A 19,210-nucleotide genomic window follows, 5' to 3' on the forward strand; every position below is an offset into this window, starting at 1 on the left:
TATTTCCTCCCCAAGGCGGCGGAGTATCGCGACCCTCCCGCGCTCATGGCGCTGGTGGTTCCCCTCGTATTGCTTCCTTCGCATTCCGGCGCGGTTGCAACTCGGCCAGCGCATTGCACCGTTTGTCGGCTCGATCAGCGTGTCGTCTGCGGAGGATTGGCAAGTCCTGCCCCCGGCATAAAGTGCGCTGTTCCCGGGACGTCCCCGGGACCGATCAGGAGAGGAGATCCCCGATGACGAAGTTGTCCCCGATGGGCGTGTCGCGTCTGGCGCTGACGGCCCTGTGCTTGGCACTGACGGCCGCGACGGCGATGCCGGCGTTGGCCGCGACGGAGAAGGTCGCGAAGACCCCCGCGACCGCCGCCACGGCGAAGGCGCAGGCCAGGCCCGCGCAGCCGCGCCCGGCCAAGCCCTACACGATCGAGCAGTTCATGGCGACGACCTCCGTCCGCGGCGCGTCGTTCTCGCAGGACGAGCGCCGCATCCTGTTCAGCAGCAATGCGACCGGGATCTTCAACGTCTACAGCCAGTCCGTCGACGGCGGCGAGCCGGTGGCGCTGACCAAGTCGACGACGGAGAGCCACTACGCCGTCAGCTACTTCCGCAATGACGACCGCGTACTCTTCACCCGCGACCAGGGCGGCAACGAGAACAACCACCTGATCGTGCGCGAGCTCGACGGCAGCGAGCGAGACCTGACCCCCGGCGACAAGGTCAAGGCCGGCTTCTCCGGCTGGAGCCGCGACGGCGACGCCTTCTTCGTCACGACCAACGAGCGCGACGCGCGCTACATCGACGTCTACCGCTACGACGCGAAGACCTACGCCCGCACGCTGATCTACCAGAACAACGACGGCAACGCGGTGTTCGACGTCAGCGGCGACGGCCGCTGGGTGGCGCTGGGCAAGACCAACACGACGGCGGATTCGGACGTCTACCTGTACGACACGCAGTCCAAGGAAACCAAGCACCTGACGCCGCACCAGGGCGTGGCCTCGTTCAGCACGACAGACTTCGATCCGGAATCGAAGACGCTGCTGATCCTGTCGAATGAAGGCTCGGAGTTCCAGCGCCTGATCGCCTATGACCTGGCCTCGGGCCAGAAGCGCGACCTGGAGAAGGCGGACTGGGACATCGTCTACAGCAGCTACTCGCGCGACGGCCGCTACCGCGTGACCGGCGTCAACGCCGACGCCAGCCTGGAACTGCGCATCGTGCAGACCGCCGACGGCAAGCCGGTGACGCTGCCCAAGCTGCCCGGCGGCGAGCTGCGCGGCGTGACCTTCTCGAAGAGCAGCCAGCGCATGGCGTTCTACCTGAACGGCGACCGCTCGCCGAGCAACCTCTACGTCTACGACTTCGGGACGAAGCAGGTGAAGCAGCTGACGCGCACGCTGTCCAAGGACATCGATCCGGAAGAACTCGTCGAAGGCCGCATCGTGCGTTTCCGCTCGTTCGACGGGATGGTGATCCCCTCGGTCTACTACGAGCCGAAGGAGGCGTCGCCGACGAACAAGGTGCCGGCGGTGGTGATGGTGCACGGCGGGCCCGGCGGCCAGACCACGCGCGGCTACGCGGCGATGGTGCAGTACCTGGTCAACCACGGCTACGCGGTGCTGGGCATCAACAACCGCGGCAGCTCCGGCTACGGCAAGACCTTCTTCACCGCCGACGACGGCAAGCACGGCCGCGAGCCGCTGTGGGACTGCATCGAGGCCAAGACCTACCTGGCCGGCACCGGGGTCATCGATCCCGAGCGCATCGGCATCATGGGCGGCAGCTACGGCGGCTACATGACGCTGGCGGCGATGGCCTTCCGGCCGGAGGCCTTCAAGGTCGGCATCGACATCTTCGGCGTGTCCAACTGGCTGCGCACGCTGGAGTCCATCCCGCCGTACTGGGAGAGCTTCCGCAAGGCGCTGTACCTGGAGATCGGCGATCCGGTGAAGGACAAGGACTTCCTGGTCGCGACCTCGCCGCTGTTCCACGCCAAGGAGATCCGCAAGCCGCTGCTGGTGATCCAGGGCAAGAACGATCCGCGCGTGATCAAGCCGGAGAGCGACGAGATCGTCGACGCGGTGAAGAACAACGGCGTGCCGGTCGAGTACGTGGTCTTCGACGACGAGGGCCACGGCTTCTCGAAGAAGAAGAACCAGATCGAGGCCAACCAGAAGATGCTCGAATTCCTCGACAAGTACCTGAAGCCCGGCTTGAAGAATTAAATCCGTGCGAAGTTGCACGGTTTACAGGCTGTTGCCGCGCCTCGCGCCGGCATAGGCAGGATGCCCCCACAAGCAGAAAGCGCCCGGCCAAGTGCCGGGCCTTTTTGTCCAGACAGAGCGAGAAACGCCCGGTCCAGGACGCCTCTCGCAGGTCACGAGCCTGCGGGGGCTCGTCGGGCTTCTACACGATGGGGGATCAGATCATGCGATTCGATGGCACGTTGGAGAGCTGGTACGCCGAGCGCGGCCACGGGATGATGAAGCCGGAGCAGGGCGGCGATGCCCTGTTCGTGCATGTGTCGGCCTTCCCGATGGACGGCCAGCCGCCGCGGGAAGGGGAGCGCCTGAGCTTCGAGGTTGTGTCCAGAAGTGACGGCAGCAAACAGGCGGTGCGGGTGCATCGCCTGCAGGAATACAAGCTGCCGTCGCAGCTGCGTCCCGCGCGCACGGGCTCGCGCCCGCCGCGGCCGATCGCGCGCCGCCGCACGTCGCCGCTGACATGGACGGTCCTGGCCCTGCTGGTGCTGGGCGTCGGCGCCACCGTGTGGGCACCGGCCAGCCATGCGATCGGCGGCAAGTTCCTGAGCCAGGCACAAGACCTGACCCCGAGCCAGGCGCGCCGCTGACAAGTTGACTCCTTGGGGCTGGCACCTGCAGCCCCGTCGCCCTCGCGGAGGCCCTCTCGCTCCGCATTTTTCAGGCTGCCCCCGCGGGCAGCCTTTTTTGCGTCCTCAGACCTTCAGTTCGAGGCGCACGGTCCACACGGTGAAGCTGCGGCCGGTGCTCTCGCTGGTGACGATGCGGCCCGGCGTCGTGGCAATGCTGCCGTTGCCGAAGGTCAGCGGCACGAGGTTGCTGGCGGCGACGCGCACGGCCACGGTGGGCGAGAAGGTCCACATCGCGGAGAGGTCGATGACGCGCTTCTTGTCGATGTCGTTGAGGACCTGGTCGCTCTGCTGCAGCAGCGTCGTCGGCGTGTAGTTGAGCGACGCGCCCAGCGTCAGCGGGACCGAGCGCAACCGGTAGTCGGCGCCGAGGTTGGCCGTGTAGCGCGGCTGCTGGTCCAGCTTGTTGTTGGGGCCGGGGATGCCGTCCACCGCCGAATGGAACAGCGAGAGGTTGCTGCGCACGTTGACCGGGATCGCGTCGGTCAGGTATTCGTCGAGGCGGAACTTGGCCTCGAGCTCAACCCCGTAGGTCTTCGCGTTGCCGATGTTGCGCGGACGGATGACCCAGCGTTGCTCGGTGGCGTAGGGCACGGTCTCGAGTTGCGCCTGGCTGCGGATCAGGTCGGTGATGCGGCGGTAGAAGAAATTGGCGCTGAGCAGGCCGCCCTTCGAAAGGTATTTCTCGTAACCGATCTCGACACCCGTGGCCATCTCGGGCTTCAGGTCGGGGTTGCCGAAACGGTCCGGATAGTTGATCAGGTTGGGACCGCAGAGGACGTCCGGCGGCTGGCAGGTGAACTGGTTGTTGATGCTGAGCCGGCCGATGACGTCGTTCAGGTTGGGCGCCTTGTAGCTGCGCGTGAGGCTGGCGCGGATCTGCTCGCGGCTCTTCTCGTCGATCTTGTAGACACCATGCAGCAGCGGGGTGAGGACGCTGGAGGTGTTCTTCACCGGGCCCTGGTTGTTGGTGCTGTCGGTCTGGATGCCTTCCCAGCGCAGGCCCGCATAGAAGCCCCACTGCTTGCCGACGCTCCATTCGTCCTGACCGTAGACGGCGAGACGGCGCGTGGAGGCGCTGACGTTCTCGCCGAAGTCGGCGAGGAACGCGCAGTTGTTGCCGCGCATGTTCTGGCCGAAGACCTCATAGCAGCCGCGCGTCTGGTTGCGCTCGGTGCCTTCGCCCTCGACGCCGGCGACGAGGTTGTGCTCGTTCTCCATCTGATGCGTGAGCTTGAGGTTGACGCTCCACTGCGTGTCGCGGCTCTTCGTGGTGTCGTCCTGCGTGCGATAGAAGACGCCGGGCGTGGCGTCGAGGTCTTCCTCGCGATGGGCGCTGCTGTTCATCGTCATGCGCCCGGCGCCCAGGCGCGTTTCCATGCGGGTGCGTTCGTCGATGCGCTTGTTCCACTGCAGGTTAAGACGCGCCATCGCGGAGCGGCTGGTGCTGTCGTTCGTGGCGGTGTCGTACTTGATGCGTTCGAAGGCGTTCTCGTCGGGCACCGCGGACTGGGTCTGCCGGGAGCTGCTGCCGCCGCTGCCGCGGTTGACCATCACGAAGGGCTGCAGGGCGATGGTGTCGCCGCCGTCCAGGCGCAGCTGCAGGCGACCGGTCATGTTGAGCGACTTGCGCTCGTCGGCGGTCTGTCCGCGGGTCTGGAGCAGGGTCTGGCTCTGGGGCGCGCCGGTGGCCGTGTCGAAGCGCTGCGTGAAGGACTGCGAGTCGATGTCGTCCAGCCGCTTGTGCTGCATCGCGTTGACGGTGAAGTTGTAGGCGTCGCCGTTGTCGCCGATCTTGTCGTTGCGGGTCCAGTTGAAGTGCGGCGTGACGTGGTCGCGTTCGAAGGCGGTGGCGAGGCGGACCTCGTTGAGCCGTCGCTGGATGGCTTCGCGCAGGACGACGTTGATGGTGCCGGCGATGGCGCGCGCGCCGTATTCGGCGGTGGGGGCGCGCATGACCTCGATGCGTTCGATCTGTTCGGGCGGGAGCTCGTCGAGCGAGAAGCCCGGCGGCATGCGTTCGCCGTTGACGAGGATCTGGGTGTAGCCGCCGCCCATGCCGCGCATGCGGACCTCGCCGCCGCGGCCGGGGCGGCCGCCGGTGGTGACGCCGGGCAGGCGCTTGAGCACTTCGCCGATGGTGGAGTCGCCGTAGCGTTCGATCTCCTCGCGGCCGATGATGATCTTGGAGGCGGTGGAGGCGCGCCGCTGGTCGTCGTCGCGCGAGGTGCCCTGGACCTCGACGCGGTCGAGCTGCGTGGGGCTGTCGGCCTGCTTGGTGGCGGGCGGCGGTGCGGCGGGACGCGAGCGCTCAGGCGTCGGGGCGGGGGCTTTCGCGGGCGGGGAGGCGGGGGCGGGGGGCGTGGTCTGGGACCAGGCGGAGGCACTCAGGCCCAGCATCAGGGCGAAGGACAGGGGATGCAGGGCAGGTCGGCGGGTGCTTGTCATCGAATGAGCAATGGCAGGAGCAAGCGCGGCCCGATCTGGCGATGGCTGGGACGGAAGCGCGAAACAGGGTTGTGGGGAGGTCGCGGACGACGGCGGAAGGCGTGTCGTCGCGGATCGGTCGAAAGGATCGCACGCTGTACGTTTCGTGACGGAGGTGAGCGTGGACTTTCAAAGTTCTTTACCCAAGGTGATGGGCGGGCGCGACGGAGGGGTGGGGAAACCCCGGGGATCAGGCCCTTCGCCTGGGGGATTGCGGGCGCTGATCACTGCCGCGATCCCCAATGAAAGAAGCCACCCAGTGGGTGGCTTCGTTTCTGAATAGGGTATCCGTGACGCTGGTGACGGGTTCCAGCTTTCTGCCCAGTAGTGCAGCCGGTTGTTGCCTCGGATGCATTGCATTCTGCCGAGGTTTTGTGACGGGCAGTTGACGAAAAGCAAGGGAAGTTCAGCTCAGTTCATTGATGGCGACGGGCCGCGCTCCTGGCCCATTCGCAGGCTGATCAACAGGCGCTCGCTGCCGTCGACTGGAGGCGCCGGGTCGACTCCCGCACGATCAGCTGCGGCGCGGGCGGCTCGACCGACGAGCCGCCGGTGCGCAACAGGTCCAGCATCGCGGACGCCGCGCGACGGCCGAGTTCGGCGATGTGGACGTCGACCGTCGTGCGCGGCGGACTGGCATGCGCGGTGTTCAGGAGGTCGTCGTAGCCGACGAGCGAGACGTCCTCCGGCACGCGGAAGCCGCGGCTGTGCAGCACGCGCGCGGCGCCGGCCGCCATCTGGTCGTTGGCGGCGAAGACCGCCGTGAACTGTGCGCCGTGATCGAGCATCCGCGTCATCGCCGTGGCGCCGCCGACTTCGCAATAGTTGCCGCTGCCGATGAGGGACTCGTCGACGGCGAGACCCGCTTCGGCGAAGGCTGCGCGGTAGCCGCGCTCGCGCTCGGACGAATCCGCGTGCGCCGGATCGCCGCTGATGAAGGCAATGCGTGTGTGACCCCGCTCGATCAGATGCCGCGTCGCCACGCGGGCGCCTTCGAGGTCGTCCGTCTTCAGCGCATGAAGTCCGTCCGCCTGCAGCGCGCGGCCGGTCACGACGACGGGCAGCTCCCGCGCAAGCGCGGCGAGGAACTCATCGCTCAGGCCGCCGGTCAACACGATGATCCCGTCCACGCGCCGCGATCGCAGCGAGGCGATGCAGCGCTGCTCTTCATCCGGCTGCCAGTGCCCGCTCGCCACCACGAGTCCGTAGCCGGCGGGCGTCAGCACTTCCTCGATGCCGCGCAGCATCAGCGCGTAGAACGGGCTTTCGAAGTACTGCGCGAGCAGCCCGACGTTGAACGTCCGACCATCCGCGAGCGCGCGGGCGATGGTGTTGGGGACGAAGCCCAACTGGTCGATCGCGCGACGGACGCGCTCGGCCTTGTCCGAACTCACCTGCGCGGCGCCGCTGAGGACGCGCGAGACGGTGCTCGGCGACACGCCGCTGGCGGTGGCCACCATGCCCAGCGTGACCTCGCTGGACGTCGACAGGAGGGGCTTCTTTCTCTTCATGGGAAAGCGCTTTCAGAAACCTGTCGATCCTACTCCCGCGGACGTCTGGTGGAAGAATGGTCCTCGTTGCCGGCGCGGCTCTCGCGCCGGAGCAGGCTCGCCGCTTGCTCTAGCCGCCCCAACTGTCATTTCTGCCAAGCCATGTCGGAACGCCTCAAGGTGCTGGTCGCCGATGACCAGCCGGATTCGCTGGATCTGCTGCGCGAGTTGCTCACGGTCTACCACTTCGAACTGCGGGTCGCACGCAGCGGGTTGGAGGCGATCGGCATCGGGCTGAAGTGGGAGCCGGACATCCTGATCACGGACATCGACATGCCCGACGCCGACGGCCGGCACCTGACGGGACGGCTGAAGCTGAGCCTGCCGGCGCTGATCGCGATCGCGGTCAGCGGCACGCCGCTGAACACGGACTTCGAGTCCGCCGAGGATCTGATCTTCGACGACTACTTCGTCAAGCCGATCGACTTCGGCCGGCTGCACAAGACGCTGACCAAATACGGCGCGAAGCTCACCGGCCAGCCCGCGACGCCCTGAGCAGGCGCCGGAGCGCCCGTATCATCGGTCGCACTCTGATCGACATCGGGAGGCGCCGTGAGGCGACTGCTGCACCTGACGAGCCGCCATCGCGCGCCGTCCACGAACCAGGCGCTGGGGCTGCTGCTCGCGTTCAACGCGGGGGCGGTGAACGCGGGCGGGTTCCTGGTCCTGCAGCGCTACACCTCGCACATGACGGGCTTCGCCTCGCAACTGGCGGACGGCGCGGTGATGGGGCAGGGGACGCTGGTGCTGAACGCGCTGGGGGCGATCCTGGCCTTCCTGGCCGGCGCGGCGGTGTGCGCGGTGATGGTGAACTGGGCGCGGCAGCACGGCCTGCGCAGCGTCTACGCGCTGCCGCTGATGCTGGAGGCGGCGCTGCTGTTCCCGTTCGGGCTGATGGGGGCGATCACGCTGACCTGGCACACGCCGTTCGCCGTGCCGCTGACGGTGCTGCTGCTGGCGTTCATCATGGGACTGCAGAACGCGGTGGGATCCAAGACCTCGGGCGGGAGCGTCCGCACGACCCACATGACGGGGAACATCACCGACCTCGGGATGGAGCTCGGCAAGATGCTCTATTGGAACCGGCAGCCGTCGGTGAGGCGCGCGGCGGTGCGGCATGACCGGCAGCGGGCGATCCGGGCGGGTGGCCTGCTGGCGGCGTTCGTGCTCGGCGGGGGCGCGGGGGCGCTCGGGTTCAAGTACCTCGGGTTCGTGTGCGTGGTGCCGCTGGCGGCGGTGCTGTTCGTGCTGGCGTTGCCGCCGGTCACCAAGGATTGGGGGCGGTGGCGGGAGTTGTTGACGAGAGGGCGTTGACGCCTTGCGCCGACGGCACAATCGCGCGGATTGGAGCCCCGCATGCAAGACCACCTCGACGTCGACCTCGACCCTCAGAAGATCAACGCCTTCTGGGCTTGGCTGGTGTCGCGCCAGTCGGACCTGAATGCCCTGGAATCGCCGGACGATCCCTTCTGGGATGAACTGCTCGCACGCCTTCAAGCAGTGAATGAGGGCTTGTGGTTCGAGGTCTCGGCGGCCAGCGAAGAGGACCGCGAGTTGGTGATCACCGCTCAAGGCGACTGGGAGCTGTTCCCGCTGGTCGAGGCGATGGTCTCGGTGGCGCCGGAGTTGCCGGGATGGACGGCGGTGGCGTTGAAGCCGGCGATGGGCTTCGGCTTCAGCATCGGATATCGAGGGTTGGAACTGAACCCGGAAGACATGTGGTTCGAGCCGCTGGTCGATCCCGAAGCGCCGGAGGTGCTCGGCCTGCGCGTCGCGGTTCCTGGCTTCAACGACGACCAGGAAGAGGAATTCGCCAACGGGTTGCTGCTGATCCTGGACACCGCGCTCGGAGAGAAGGCGGCCGCGACGGACGTCGACCTGGTGGAGGTCTGCGAAACTCCGCCGGACCCCGATGACGAGGGGTTCCTGCCGCTCGCGGAACTGGTCAGCTATCTGGCTTGGCGGAAGAGTCGGCTGACGCATTGAGCGGCAGCCGGGATCTCATCCGACCTCAGCGATCGCGCTGCGGTTGTTGCTGGTTCAGCCGCCGCTGGGCGTTGCGGTCGTCGACTTCGCGCTGACGCGCGATGCGGTCGCCCTCGCTGGCGTTGGCGGCGCTGTGCATCGCCTCGGCGCGACGGCGTGCGTCGGCGCCGCCGGTCAGGCTGCTCTGAGCGTCGACGGCCTGCTTGCTCACGTTCCAATCCGAAGCGGAGTAGCTGCCCTGGCCCTTCTGGCACTGGCGCGCGCGGCGGATCTCGTCCTGGACGAAACGCTTGGCATCGGCGCTCAGCGAGATGGAGCTGGCCTTGGTCTCCATCGCGGCGATGTCGCGGTCGGAAGGGCAGTAGTTGGATGGGGCGGTCTGCGCGGTGGGTTGAGCCGCGTTGGCTTGCTGCTGCTGTTGCTGCTGTTCAGCGGCTGCTCTGGCGCGCTCCGCCGCAGCACGGTCCGCAGACGTGTCGATGACATTGCTCTGTAGCGCGTGCGACTTCATCTGCTCGCCTTTGGCCGCGCAGGGCTGGTCCGAATAATGGGTCTTGCCGTCGGCGGTGGTGCATTTCCAGACTTGGGCGTGGGCTCCGGTCGTGGCCAAAACGGCGAGCAATCCGCCGATGACAGCCAGATGGATCTTCTGCATTTCATGTCTCCCTGAAACGAATCGAACGCACGGCGGGACGAAGCAGTTGACTGCAGGTGTTGCGAAGGGTGTTCTGAACCGCCGATCGATCTCACGCCCGCTGCGTTCCCGCCCCTGAAGGAGTCAGGGGCAGCTCACGGTGAGCCTTCCGCAGCTTCGGGACCAACTTCCATCCAACGAAGCCTGCAGCCACCAGCGTGGGATTCAGATAGATGGCGAACACGAGTGCCAGGTCTGTCCTCCCCCATGCCTCGTCCACTGTGAGGGCGCCTCGCAACAGCGCGGGGACGTACCGCAGGCACTGAAGCACGCCCGTCACCCCGAATCCGACAGCGATGGCAATTGCGCATTGCGTGAGGGGGCGACTTGAGTGGGCAAGGGCGGGCCAGATCGCCGTCAATGCGAGCAGCACGAGGCAGCAAAGGAACCCGTACAGGAGCGCGTATGGAAGACCGATGAGGTAGCTGAAGAGCGTGACCGAGAACAGCGGAAACGCGTTGTCTGCCAGGTTGAAGCCTGTGTAGACGATGAAGCCCAGCGCAGCCACGAGGGGGCCGATAGCCACGAAGTGCAAGGTGCCCGAGACCAGGAACCGGAGCGCGCCCAGGGAGATCGATTCCGTCTTCATGTCGATTTCGACCTGCTGCTCGACTTTCGGTGTGGGCTGTTCGTCCATCGTGCGCCTTTCCTGAGATGACGAGGATTCTCTTCAGCCAAAAGCGCGAGGGAGGTGACAAAGGTCAGCGGAAGCTGGCCGTGCCAGCGCCGGTCGGAGACAAAGAAAACCCCCCACTCGCTTGCACGAATGGGACTTCAATCCAGGCTCGTTGTGAGCCCAGGGAATTATTCTTCCTGTAAGTCGGCTGGCGGGCCCGCCAAGCCTAATGCTCGGAGTTCCTGGCAGGTCTTGGGTTTCCACTGGGGTTCCCGGCTGCAGGATTTTTGGATCAAATCCCGATCTTTTTGACTGATCGGCGCTGACCCATGGCGAATAAACAGCTTAATACGTTCAAGGGCATGAAGCCGCTTGGCGGTATAGCCATTTTCTTCAAATTGAAGTGCGTCGAGAATGGCTACCTGCAAGGCAGTCCACGGTCCCGTGACGAATTGAAGTTCCCTGTCGACGTGCGCGCCGGACTCAATAAAGAGCTCAATCAACTCGGGGTCCTTGCAATATGTCAGCAATGATTCACGACCATATAGGGCATGCACGTCTGCCCCATATTCTTGGATCAGAACTGCATATGTGTTGCGCCGTGCAGCGGCGGATGTCTGCGTTTCGGGGAGATGAAATCGACGACCTTCGCAATTGAAGAGGATATCCGGTGGGAACTGAGGTGAAACACCGAGCGGTTTACCTAAAAGATGGCGTACAACTTCCAAATTGCCCGCTTCGATTGCGAATGGGAGTAGCGCGCCCGGCGCACACGCCGGCGACTTCTTGTACGAACCCTGAATCAAGTCCAGAATCGCTTGGTCGCGTCGATATGAGAGGCTGATACGTGGCGCCTGCGCATTGACCATTTTAAGGATTTCTGTATCAACATCCAGGGGCGAGCCTGATCTCAAGGCAAGGCCGAGTGGCCCTCTTGGAAAGTCCCCACAGCCGCCACTGTCGCCAATGGCGTGGGCGAAAAAAGAGGCCCACGGGCCTATCAGCATTGCGAGGATGATTGTCCTGAACATACGTCCCTCCGTTTATCACTCTTGGAATAGATGGTATTCGACACTAGTTTTGCGGGCTGTTCCCTGTCTGACTATGTCTCGTTCCAAGTTTTGGCCGAGCATAGGCGAAACGTGCAGAAGGGGTGTTCCGGAGAGGCCCTTACATCGCGCCAAAAGAAAAAGCCCCGGCATCTCGCGATGACGGGGCTTCAATTTTGGCTCCTCGACCTGGGCTCGAACCAGGGACCTACGGATTAACAGTCCGGCGCTCTACCGACTGAGCTATCGAGGAAAAGTCTGCTCAGATCCAATCGACCTGAATTCTTGGGCCAGCATCTTCGGTAGGACACTGGCTGAAATAAAACGAAGGTCCGGAGACCTTCGTTGTCTGATCTTGGCTCCCCGACCTGGGCTCGAACCAGGGACCTACGGATTAACAGTCCGGCGCTCTACCGACTGAGCTATCGGGGATCAGAGCCTAAGAGTATACACAGAAAAATCAGACCCTCACAAGACCCACTCCACCGACGCCCGCCATGTGCGATTGGCGAGCGGGTACAGGTAGACGTGACCGTACTGATAAGGCGACTCACGCCACGCACGACGGTCCGTCACGTTGTCCACGCCCACGCGCCAGATCAGCAGTTGCCGTCCGACGTTCTGCTCGTAGCGCGCGCCCAGGTCCAGTCGCGTCCAGCTCGGAATCGCCACCGAGTTGTCCGGCACCACCATCCGCTTGCCTTCGTAGACCACGCCCGCCTGCAGCTCCAGCCCCGGGAGGCCCGCGCTGTGCCGCGCCTGCAGCTTCAGCACCGTCTCCGGCACGTTCGTCGGCTTCAGGCCGTTGAGCGTCGCATCCGCGCTGCCGTCGCGGCGCGCGTGCAGCTTCATGCCGCTCACCATCAGGCCGCCGCCCGTCCACTTCAGGTCGGCCTGCGCTTCCACGCCGCGATGGTTCTGCTTGCCGTCGATGCGGCTCTCGAGTTTGTCTTCGCCGCCGACCACGACCGGCACGTCGTTCGTCGCCGGCTTGCTGATGTCGAAGTAGTTGATCGACCAGTCCACCGTGCGGCTGCCCGACTTCAGTCCGATCTCCCATTGCTTGCTGCGGATCGCCGCCAGCGGCCGGCCCGCATTCGCGTAGATCGGCAGGTTGGGCGCGACGGCCGATTCGACGCCTTCACCCCAGCTCGCATAGGCCAGCAGTTGCGGGTCGATGGCGTAGCTCACGCCCAGCCACGGCGTCGTGACCGACTGGCGGTAGCTCGTCGCCTGGTTGTCTTCGCCGGCGGGCACGTTGACCTGGAACGAATCGCGATTCAGCCGCGTGTGCCGCAGGCCCAGCCAGCCTTGCCACTGCGCGCTGAACTGCATCGCGTCGCGGAAGTAGAACTCGGTGCTGCGCTCGGTGCGGTCCGTGTTGGTCGCGCCCAGCGTCGGGTCGGCCACCGTCGGCAGGGTGCCCCAGATGTTGCCGGTGCCCGCCCAGTTGTAGGCCTGGCCTTGCAGCCGGCTCTTGTAGCGCGAGAAGAGCACGCCCGTCGTCACCTGATGCTCGACACCCAGCAGGCGCAGCTTGCCTTGTGCGGACAGGTCGAGCGCATCGCTGTTGCGATGCTCGTTGTCGCTGCGGAAGTCGTACTGGTCGAAGGTGCCGTCGGGGCAGTAGGTGCTCGGGTAATACGTGCCGTCGCCCGCGGTGCAGCCGAACGGATAGGCGAGGCGGTCGTCGTTCACCAGTCGCTGGATCGCCGCGTGCGCCTGCAGCTTCCAGTCGGCGTTCAGCTGATGCTGCACGCGCAACGAGGCGGTGCGGCCTTCGAAGACCACCGGCTGGCTCCACGACTGGTTGTTCAGGTTGATACGCGGATCGATGGCCTTCGCGTCGGGCAGCTTGTCGCCGAGCAGGCTGAAGCCGGGCTGGCTCGGCTGGGACTGGCGGCTGATCTCGACTTCGGCCTCGACCAGCGTGTCGCGCGTGACGCGCCAGTCACCGGCGACGGCCATCAACCAGCGGCTGCCATCGGCGTCGCGGAGCTCGGGGCGCAGCTTGGCGGCCTCGATGTTGACGCGCAGGCCGAAGGCCTTGTCGTTGCCGTGACCGTCGCCGAAGCGGTGGCTCCAGTCCATCGCGGACTCGATCGTGCCGCGCTCGCTCACGCCCAGGCGCACGCTGGTGAGTTCCACCGTCGGACGCTTCACGACGAGGTTGACCAGGCCGCCCGGGGCGCTGGTGCCGGCCTGGATGCCGGTCGTGCCCTTGATGGCTTCGACGCTGCTCTTGTTGGCGAGCGACAGCGCGGTCTCCGCGTTGATCGGCAGGCCGTCGCGGCGGTAGTTGAAACGGTTGTCGAGGTCGTAGCCCCGGATCTTCAGATAGGAGACGTAGCCGGCCGAGTTGTACGAGTCGCCCACGCTCGCGTCGAGCAGCGTCAGTCCGGCGAGGTTGAACAGGCCGCGATCGGTGAGCTGCTCGGCGCTGACGATGCTGGCCTGCATCGGGAGCTTCGCGACCGGCGTGTCACCGAAGCCGCCGACCATCACCGGCGCTTCGGACGTGCCCTTGACGACGACGCTGGGCAGGGCAGGGGAGGTCGTCGACGTGTTGGTGGCCGGGTTAGCCGACGCGTTGGCCGGTGCGGCGGTCGACGTCGTCGACTGCGCAACGGCATGGACCGAGACGCCGCCGGCGATCAGCGCGATCACGAGCCGGTGCAGCGGGAAGGAATTCAGAGCGGACGAAGTTGCCATCGATGTGCCGAAGCCAGAAATGCGATGGCAGGTCGGCAAACCGGGCACGCCGATGAGAAGGCGGCGTGCGGGACACGAGGCGTGTCGAAGGCATGCTTCCCTGCGCGAGGATTACCTCGGGCCTGCAAGACATGACTCCTGCGGGCCTGGCGGCCGAAGCCGCCGATCAGGTTCAAAGGGACTTTCTCAGCCGTTCCATCGACGAATCGATCGGACCAGCACCCCTAGCGAAACTCGCCGGACAGGCCGGCGAGCGGTGGTGATTCTAGCGGCTGAGCCGAAGCGACATCGGCGGGGATCGCCTGATGGGAAGCGGAGGTCTCCCCCGCGGTTGCCGCTCGATTGATTGTTGCTGCGTCAGCAACCGCCCATTGCCGGCGCCTGCATTTATGGGATTCGAGCCGCCCTCTATTGTTTGGTCAACGGCAGACGAAGCCGGCAACGACTCCAGACACCGACCTCCACGCTCTCTCAAAGGAACCGCCATGACCGCCACCAAGACCCTGATCGCTTCCGTCCTGATCGCCCTGTCGGCCGCTGCCTCGCCGGTCTTCGCGCAGAGCTACAGCCACCTCGACCCGATCACCCAAAGCCAGAAGAGCCGCGCTGAAGTGCTGGCCGACCTGCAGATCTATCGCGAGTGCGGCCTGGCCGCCGTGGACCGCACCGAAGACTTCGCGCTGAACGCGACCCAGCGCAGCCAGGCTGAAGCCCGCTACGCGGCGCTGAAGTCCTCGCCGAAGTACGCCGAGTTGGTGCAGCGCTTCGCTGCCAAGGAAGGCAAGGGCTCCGTCACCGAAGGCGTGTCGGCCCGATAAGTCTTGAGCTCGCCCTGCTCAGCGCCGCCAGGACGCAGGTCCTGGCGGCGTTTGCCATTGGGACCATCAACAGCCGCTCCCGTTTATCCGGCGCAGATGCACTTCACGCCGCTGCCGCGCAGCTTCGTCTCCTGACGCTCGCAAGCGGGCGGGTCGATGACGACACTGACTCCATCGACACAGCAAACCGCCTCAGGAGAACGACATGAACGCCACCCGCCTCAGCATCACTTCCGCCACCAACACCACTGTCAAGGCCGTTGCCTTCGGTGCCGTCGCGGCGCTGGTTCTGGGCCTCGGGATGGCTCATGCACAAGGGCAACGCGAGATGCGCGCCTCGATCGTCACGCTGGATCCGGTGGTGATCAGCGTCAAGCGCGAGCAACTGCCGACGGTCTATATCACCGGCCGTCGCAGTGCTGACGCTGTCGACACGCAAGTCACCTCTGCCGAGTGAACGTCGCAGGTCGCGCTGTATCGGTGGAGCGATCCACGGACTGACACCCTTCGGTTCGCTCCCATGCAAGACGCCCGGCTCGTGCCGGGCGTCTTGCTTTGTGCAGAGCGCGTGCGATTGTTGCCGCGATCACAACGGCCCATTGCGACGCGCCTCGTTTATCCAAACGAGGCCCGCGCCTAACCTTCAGTCATCGGCAAACGAAGCCGGCCCAAGACCCCAGACACCCTGATCCAACGCTCTCTCAAAGGAAACCATCATGACCGCCACCAAGACCCTGATCGCCTCTGCCCTGATCGCCCTGTCCGCCGTGGCCGTGCCGGCCTTCGCGCAGAGCTACAGCCACCTCGATTCGATCACGCAGAGCCAGAAGAGCCGCGCCGAAGTGCTGGCGGATCTGCAGATCTATCGTGAGTCCGGCCTGGCCGCCGTGGACCGCACCGAAGACTTCGCGCTGAACGCCACCCAGCGCAGCCAAGCTGAAGCCCGCTACGCGGCGCTGAAGTCCTCGCCCAAGTACGCCGAGTTGGTGCAGCGCTTTGCGGCCAAGGAAGGCAAGGGCGCCGTCACGGAAGGCGTGTCCGCCCGCTGAGACTTGAAGTCACCCGCTCAGCGCCGCCAGGATGCAGATCCTGGCGGCGTTTGCCATTGAGGACAGCCGCGAGCCGCTCCCGTTTATCCGGCGCAGATGCACTTCACGCCGCCGCCGCGCAGCTTCGTCTCCTGAGGCTCGCAAGCAGCCGGGTCGATGACGACACTGACTTCATCGACACAGCAAACGCCTTCAGGAGATCCACATGAACGCCACCCGCCTCAGCATCACTTCTGCCACCAGCACCACCGTCAAGGCCGTTGCCTTCGGTGCCATCGCGGCGCTGGCGCTCGGCCTGGGGATCGCTCATGCACAAGGCCAACGCGAGATGCGCGCCTCGATCGTCACGCTGGATCCGGTGGTGATCACCGTCAAGCGCGAGCAACTGCCGACCGTCTACATCACCGGCCGCCGCGACACCTCGGCTGACGCCGCCCAGATCGCTTCGGCCCAGTAAGCCCTGACGCTTGCGCTGTATCGATGGAGCGAGTCTCCGGCTGACACCGCCTCTGCCGCTCTCAAAAAACGCCCGGCCCGTGCCGGGCGTTGTGCTTTCTGACGAGCGATTCTTGCGATTCAGCTTCGGGTCACGGCTCTAGGCGGATCAGTCGGAAACCCGCAGAGTGACAGTGCGTGGCGCATGAAGGTATTCGCGCACCATGTCGCGAGGGGTTGCGCGACGTTCCAGCTCAGCGAGCGTGTATGCGTGCAACGACAGGTGGGCGCGATCGGGACGGTGCATGTTCCATGCGACGTGGAACGCGAAGGCGTGATCGTCCTCCTCGGTCCGGCCTTCGAAAGCAACGCCGCACGAGCTGCTGAACGCCAGTCTGTACCCCACGCGATGAAGCGGCTTCGCACGGATTTTCTCGAACGCTGATGCCTCCGACGGCTCGTCGTCCGGTTCTTCGTCGTCGGGCCCATCGGGGAACAGCTCCTCGATCGTCTTGCCCGGTGGCGCTGTTTCGCCCACCTCCAGGAAACGCACCTCGACTTGCTGACCTGCGTGCAGCGTCAGGCTGCCGATCCAGATCAGGAAGGTTGACTCTTCCGACGTGGTGCCGTGCAGGTCCACGCTCGCGAATTCCTCGTCGCTTCGCGATCCCTGCACGTGGGCCGACAAGACGCTGAGGCCTTCGGTGTTGGCGGTGGCGATCGGTTCGCCATCTACAAGGATGCTGATTGCGGGCATGTCGTGAGACAGAAATGAGCGGGTCTTGGATCGGATTGTTGCCCCCCCTGCATCCGTCCATTGCTTGCGCCCGTATTTATGGAGAGCGGGCCGGCTTCTATTGTTCAGTCAACGGCAGACGAAGCCGGCCCCGATACCAGACACCCACCTCCACGCTCTCTTAAAGGAAACCATCATGACCACCACCAAGACCCTGATCGCCTCTGCTCTGATCGCCCTGTCCGCCGTGGCCGTGCCGGCCTTCGCGCAGAGCTACAGCCACCTCGACCCGATCACCCAGACCCAGAAGAGCCGCGCCGAAGTGCTGGCCGACCTGCAGATCTATCGCGAATCCGGCCTGGCCGCCGTGGACCGCACTGAAGACTTCGCGCTGAACGCCACCCAGCGTAGCCAAGCTGAAGCCCGCTACGCGGCGCTGAAGTTTTCGCCGAAGTACGCCGAGCTGGTGCAGCGCTTTGCGGCCAAGGAAGGCAAGGGCGCCGTCACGGAAGGCGTGTCGGCCCGATAAGTCTTGAGCTCGCCCCGCTCAGCGCCGCCAGGACGCAGGTCCTGGCGGCGTTTGCCATTGGGACCATCAGCAGCCGCTCCCGTTTGTCTGCCGCAGATGCAGTTCACGCCGCCGCCGTGCAGCTTCGTCTCCTGTCGCTCGCAAGCGGGCGGGTCGACGACGACACTGACTCCATCGACACAGCAAACCCCTTCAGGAGATCGACATGAACGCCACCCGCCTCAGCATCACTTCCGCCACCAGCACCACCGTCAAGGCCGTTGCCTTCGGTGCCATCGCGGCGCTGGCCCTGGGCCTCGGGATCGCTCATGCACAAGGTCAGCGCGAGATGCGCGCCTCGATCGTCACGCTGGATCCGGTGGTGATCACCGTCAAGCGCGAGCAACTGCCGACTGTCTACATCACTGGCCGTCGCAGCACCGACTCGATCGACACACGGGTCGCCTCCGCCGAGTGAACGTCGCAGGTCGCGCTGTGTCGATGGAGCGATCCACGGGCTGACGCCTTCGGTTCGCTCCCATGCAAGACGCCCGGCTCATGCCGGGCGTCTTGCTTTGTGCAGAGCGCGTGCGATTGTTGCCGCGATCACAACGGCCCATTGCGACGCGCCTCGTTTATCCAAACGAGGCCCGCGCCTAACCTTCAGTCATCGGCAAACGAAGCCGGCCCAAGACCCCAGACACCCTGATCCAACGCTCTCTCAAAGGAAACCATCATGACCACCACCAAGACCCTGATCGCCTCCGCCCTGATCGCCCTGTCGGCCGCCGCTTCGCCGGTCTTCGCGCAGAGCTACAGCCACCTCGATCCGATCACCCAGACCCAGAAGAGCCGCGCTGAAGTGCTGGCCGACCTGGAGATCTATCGCGAGTCGGGCCTGGCCGCCGTCGACCGCACCGAAGACTCGTCGCTGGAACTGAACCAGCGCGCCAAGGCCGAAGCTCGCTACGCCGAACTCAAGGCCTCGCCGAAGTACGCCGCGCTGGTGCAGCGCTTCGCCGCCAAGGAAGGCAAGGGCGCCGTCACGGAAGGCGTGTCCGCCCGCTGAGCCTTGAGCTTGCCCCGCACAGCGCCGTCAGGACGCAGGTCCTGGCGGCGTTTCCCGTTGAGGACCGCCGGGAACCGCTCCCGTTCGTCCGGCGCAGATGCAGTTCACGCCGCCGCCATGCGGCTTCGTCTCCTGTCGCTCGCAAGCAGCCGGGTCGATGACGACACTGACTCCATCGACACAGCAAACCGCTTCAGGAGAACGACATGACCACCAGCCGCTTCCACATCGCTTCCGCCACCGAAACCACCGTCAAGGCCGTCCTCTTCGGCGCCGTGACTGCCGTGGTGCTGGGCCTGGGCATCGCCCACGCCGAAGGCCAGCGCGAGATGCGCGCCGCCATCATCACGCTGGATCCGGTGGTCATCACCGCCAAGCGCGAACAGCTGCCCACCGTCTACATCACCGGCCGCCGCGACACGTCGGCCGATGCGGTCCAAGTCGCTTCGGCCCAGTGAGGCCTGACGGTTTCGCTGTATCGATGGAGCGAGTCTCCGGCTGACGCCGCCTTCCCCGCTCCCAGAAAACGCCCGGCCCGTGCCGGGCGTTCTGCTTTCTGTCGACCCCTGCTCGTGGTCCTGCGCCGGCGTCCGGGCAGGTCGATAATTCCGCCG

20 protein-coding genes and 2 tRNA genes are annotated in these 19,210 nt (G+C 65.5%); 13 read left to right on the forward strand and 9 right to left on the reverse strand.

Going from position 1 to position 19,210, the window contains the following annotated elements; all coding sequences use genetic code 11:
• Positions 1-233 precede the first annotated feature (233 nt).
• Positions 234-2,222, forward strand: a complete 1,989-nt coding sequence (locus AC07OZ_RS26805) for a S9 family peptidase (protein ID WP_495470093.1) — start codon at positions 234-236, stop codon at positions 2,220-2,222.
• A gap of 203 nt (positions 2,223-2,425) precedes the next feature.
• Entirely contained in the window at positions 2,426-2,848 is a 423-nt protein-coding gene (locus AC07OZ_RS26810; RefSeq protein WP_495470094.1) for a cold-shock protein, read from the forward strand.
• Positions 2,849-2,953: 105 nt separating this feature from the next.
• Here AC07OZ_RS26810 and AC07OZ_RS26815 read toward each other — a convergent pair whose 3' ends face one another.
• Both AC07OZ_RS26815 and AC07OZ_RS26820 read right to left on the reverse strand, forming a co-directional pair.
• Complete coding sequence (locus tag AC07OZ_RS26815) at positions 2,954-5,335, reverse strand: TonB-dependent receptor plug domain-containing protein (protein WP_495470095.1); 2,382 nt, start codon at positions 5,333-5,335, stop codon at positions 2,954-2,956.
• A 500-nt stretch (positions 5,336-5,835) separates the two neighbouring features.
• Positions 5,836-6,885 (reverse strand): LacI family DNA-binding transcriptional regulator, encoded by a 1,050-nt coding sequence (locus AC07OZ_RS26820; RefSeq protein WP_495470096.1) that lies wholly within the window; start codon positions 6,883-6,885, stop codon positions 5,836-5,838.
• 141 nt (positions 6,886-7,026) lie between these two features.
• Between AC07OZ_RS26820 and AC07OZ_RS26825 the strand changes: the two genes are divergently transcribed.
• The 3 genes from AC07OZ_RS26825 to AC07OZ_RS26835 are packed head-to-tail and all read left to right on the forward strand — an operon-like array spanning position 7,027 to position 8,910.
• Positions 7,027-7,419 (forward strand): response regulator, encoded by a 393-nt coding sequence (locus AC07OZ_RS26825; protein ID WP_495470097.1) that lies wholly within the window; start codon positions 7,027-7,029, stop codon positions 7,417-7,419.
• 57 nt (positions 7,420-7,476) lie between these two features.
• On the forward strand, positions 7,477-8,238 hold the full coding sequence (locus tag AC07OZ_RS26830) for a YoaK family protein (protein WP_495470098.1): 762 nt from the start codon (positions 7,477-7,479) through the stop codon (positions 8,236-8,238).
• A 42-nt stretch (positions 8,239-8,280) separates the two neighbouring features.
• Complete coding sequence (locus tag AC07OZ_RS26835) at positions 8,281-8,910, forward strand: hypothetical protein (RefSeq protein ID WP_495470099.1); 630 nt, start codon at positions 8,281-8,283, stop codon at positions 8,908-8,910.
• A 25-nt stretch (positions 8,911-8,935) separates the two neighbouring features.
• Here the strand turns inward: AC07OZ_RS26835 and AC07OZ_RS26840 are convergent, their stop codons facing one another.
• From AC07OZ_RS26840 to AC07OZ_RS26865, 6 genes are all read right to left on the reverse strand, one after another.
• Positions 8,936-9,565, reverse strand: a complete 630-nt coding sequence (locus tag AC07OZ_RS26840) for a DUF4124 domain-containing protein (RefSeq protein WP_495470100.1) — start codon at positions 9,563-9,565, stop codon at positions 8,936-8,938.
• 91 nt (positions 9,566-9,656) lie between these two features.
• The gene (locus tag AC07OZ_RS26845) at positions 9,657-10,241 is read right to left on the reverse strand and encodes a hypothetical protein (RefSeq protein WP_495470101.1); all 585 of its coding nucleotides are present in this window, start codon (positions 10,239-10,241) and stop codon (positions 9,657-9,659) included.
• 167 nt (positions 10,242-10,408) lie between these two features.
• Positions 10,409-11,251 (reverse strand): ankyrin repeat domain-containing protein, encoded by an 843-nt coding sequence (locus tag AC07OZ_RS26850; protein WP_495470102.1) that lies wholly within the window; start codon positions 11,249-11,251, stop codon positions 10,409-10,411.
• A gap of 195 nt (positions 11,252-11,446) precedes the next feature.
• Positions 11,447-11,522 (reverse strand) — tRNA-Asn (locus tag AC07OZ_RS26855).
• Positions 11,523-11,625: 103 nt separating this feature from the next.
• A tRNA-Asn gene (locus tag AC07OZ_RS26860) sits at positions 11,626-11,701 on the reverse strand.
• A 36-nt stretch (positions 11,702-11,737) separates the two neighbouring features.
• Positions 11,738-13,981 carry a TonB-dependent siderophore receptor gene (locus tag AC07OZ_RS26865; protein WP_495470103.1) on the reverse strand — a complete coding sequence of 748 codons (2,244 nt, stop codon included), beginning with the start codon at positions 13,979-13,981 and terminating at the stop codon, positions 11,738-11,740.
• A 485-nt stretch (positions 13,982-14,466) separates the two neighbouring features.
• Here AC07OZ_RS26865 and AC07OZ_RS26870 point away from each other — a divergent pair, with 485 nt between their 5' ends.
• From AC07OZ_RS26870 to AC07OZ_RS26885, 4 genes are all read left to right on the forward strand, one after another.
• Positions 14,467-14,799 carry a DUF4148 domain-containing protein gene (locus AC07OZ_RS26870; RefSeq protein ID WP_495470104.1) on the forward strand — a complete coding sequence of 111 codons (333 nt, stop codon included), beginning with the start codon at positions 14,467-14,469 and terminating at the stop codon, positions 14,797-14,799.
• Positions 14,800-15,004: 205 nt separating this feature from the next.
• Positions 15,005-15,256, forward strand: a complete 252-nt coding sequence (locus AC07OZ_RS26875) for a hypothetical protein (RefSeq protein ID WP_495470105.1) — start codon at positions 15,005-15,007, stop codon at positions 15,254-15,256.
• A gap of 259 nt (positions 15,257-15,515) precedes the next feature.
• A complete protein-coding gene (locus AC07OZ_RS26880; RefSeq protein WP_495470106.1) occupies positions 15,516-15,848 on the forward strand; it encodes a DUF4148 domain-containing protein in 333 nt (110 codons plus the stop codon).
• A 205-nt stretch (positions 15,849-16,053) separates the two neighbouring features.
• The gene (locus tag AC07OZ_RS26885; RefSeq protein WP_495470107.1) at positions 16,054-16,305 is read left to right on the forward strand and encodes a hypothetical protein; all 252 of its coding nucleotides are present in this window, start codon (positions 16,054-16,056) and stop codon (positions 16,303-16,305) included.
• A 147-nt stretch (positions 16,306-16,452) separates the two neighbouring features.
• On the opposite strand, the gene AC07OZ_RS26890 is transcribed toward AC07OZ_RS26885, so the two are convergent.
• A complete protein-coding gene (locus tag AC07OZ_RS26890; RefSeq protein WP_495470108.1) occupies positions 16,453-17,040 on the reverse strand; it encodes a hypothetical protein in 588 nt (195 codons plus the stop codon).
• Positions 17,041-17,215: 175 nt separating this feature from the next.
• Between AC07OZ_RS26890 and AC07OZ_RS26895 the strand changes: the two genes are divergently transcribed.
• The 4 genes from AC07OZ_RS26895 to AC07OZ_RS26910 all read left to right on the forward strand — a co-directional run bounded on the left by AC07OZ_RS26895 (position 17,216) and on the right by AC07OZ_RS26910 (position 19,054).
• On the forward strand, positions 17,216-17,548 hold the full coding sequence (locus AC07OZ_RS26895) for a DUF4148 domain-containing protein (protein WP_495470109.1): 333 nt from the start codon (positions 17,216-17,218) through the stop codon (positions 17,546-17,548).
• Between the two features lie 205 nt (positions 17,549-17,753).
• Positions 17,754-18,005: a hypothetical protein gene (locus tag AC07OZ_RS26900; RefSeq protein ID WP_495470110.1), complete on the forward strand. Its 252-nt coding sequence runs from the start codon at positions 17,754-17,756 to the stop codon at positions 18,003-18,005.
• Between the two features lie 258 nt (positions 18,006-18,263).
• Positions 18,264-18,596, forward strand: a complete 333-nt coding sequence (locus AC07OZ_RS26905) for a DUF4148 domain-containing protein (RefSeq protein ID WP_495470111.1) — start codon at positions 18,264-18,266, stop codon at positions 18,594-18,596.
• 206 nt (positions 18,597-18,802) lie between these two features.
• Positions 18,803-19,054 carry a hypothetical protein gene (locus AC07OZ_RS26910; RefSeq protein ID WP_495470112.1) on the forward strand — a complete coding sequence of 84 codons (252 nt, stop codon included), beginning with the start codon at positions 18,803-18,805 and terminating at the stop codon, positions 19,052-19,054.
• Positions 19,055-19,210: the final 156 nt, after the last annotated feature.

Source organism: Roseateles sp. GW821-FHT09G03, from assembly GCF_059416045.1.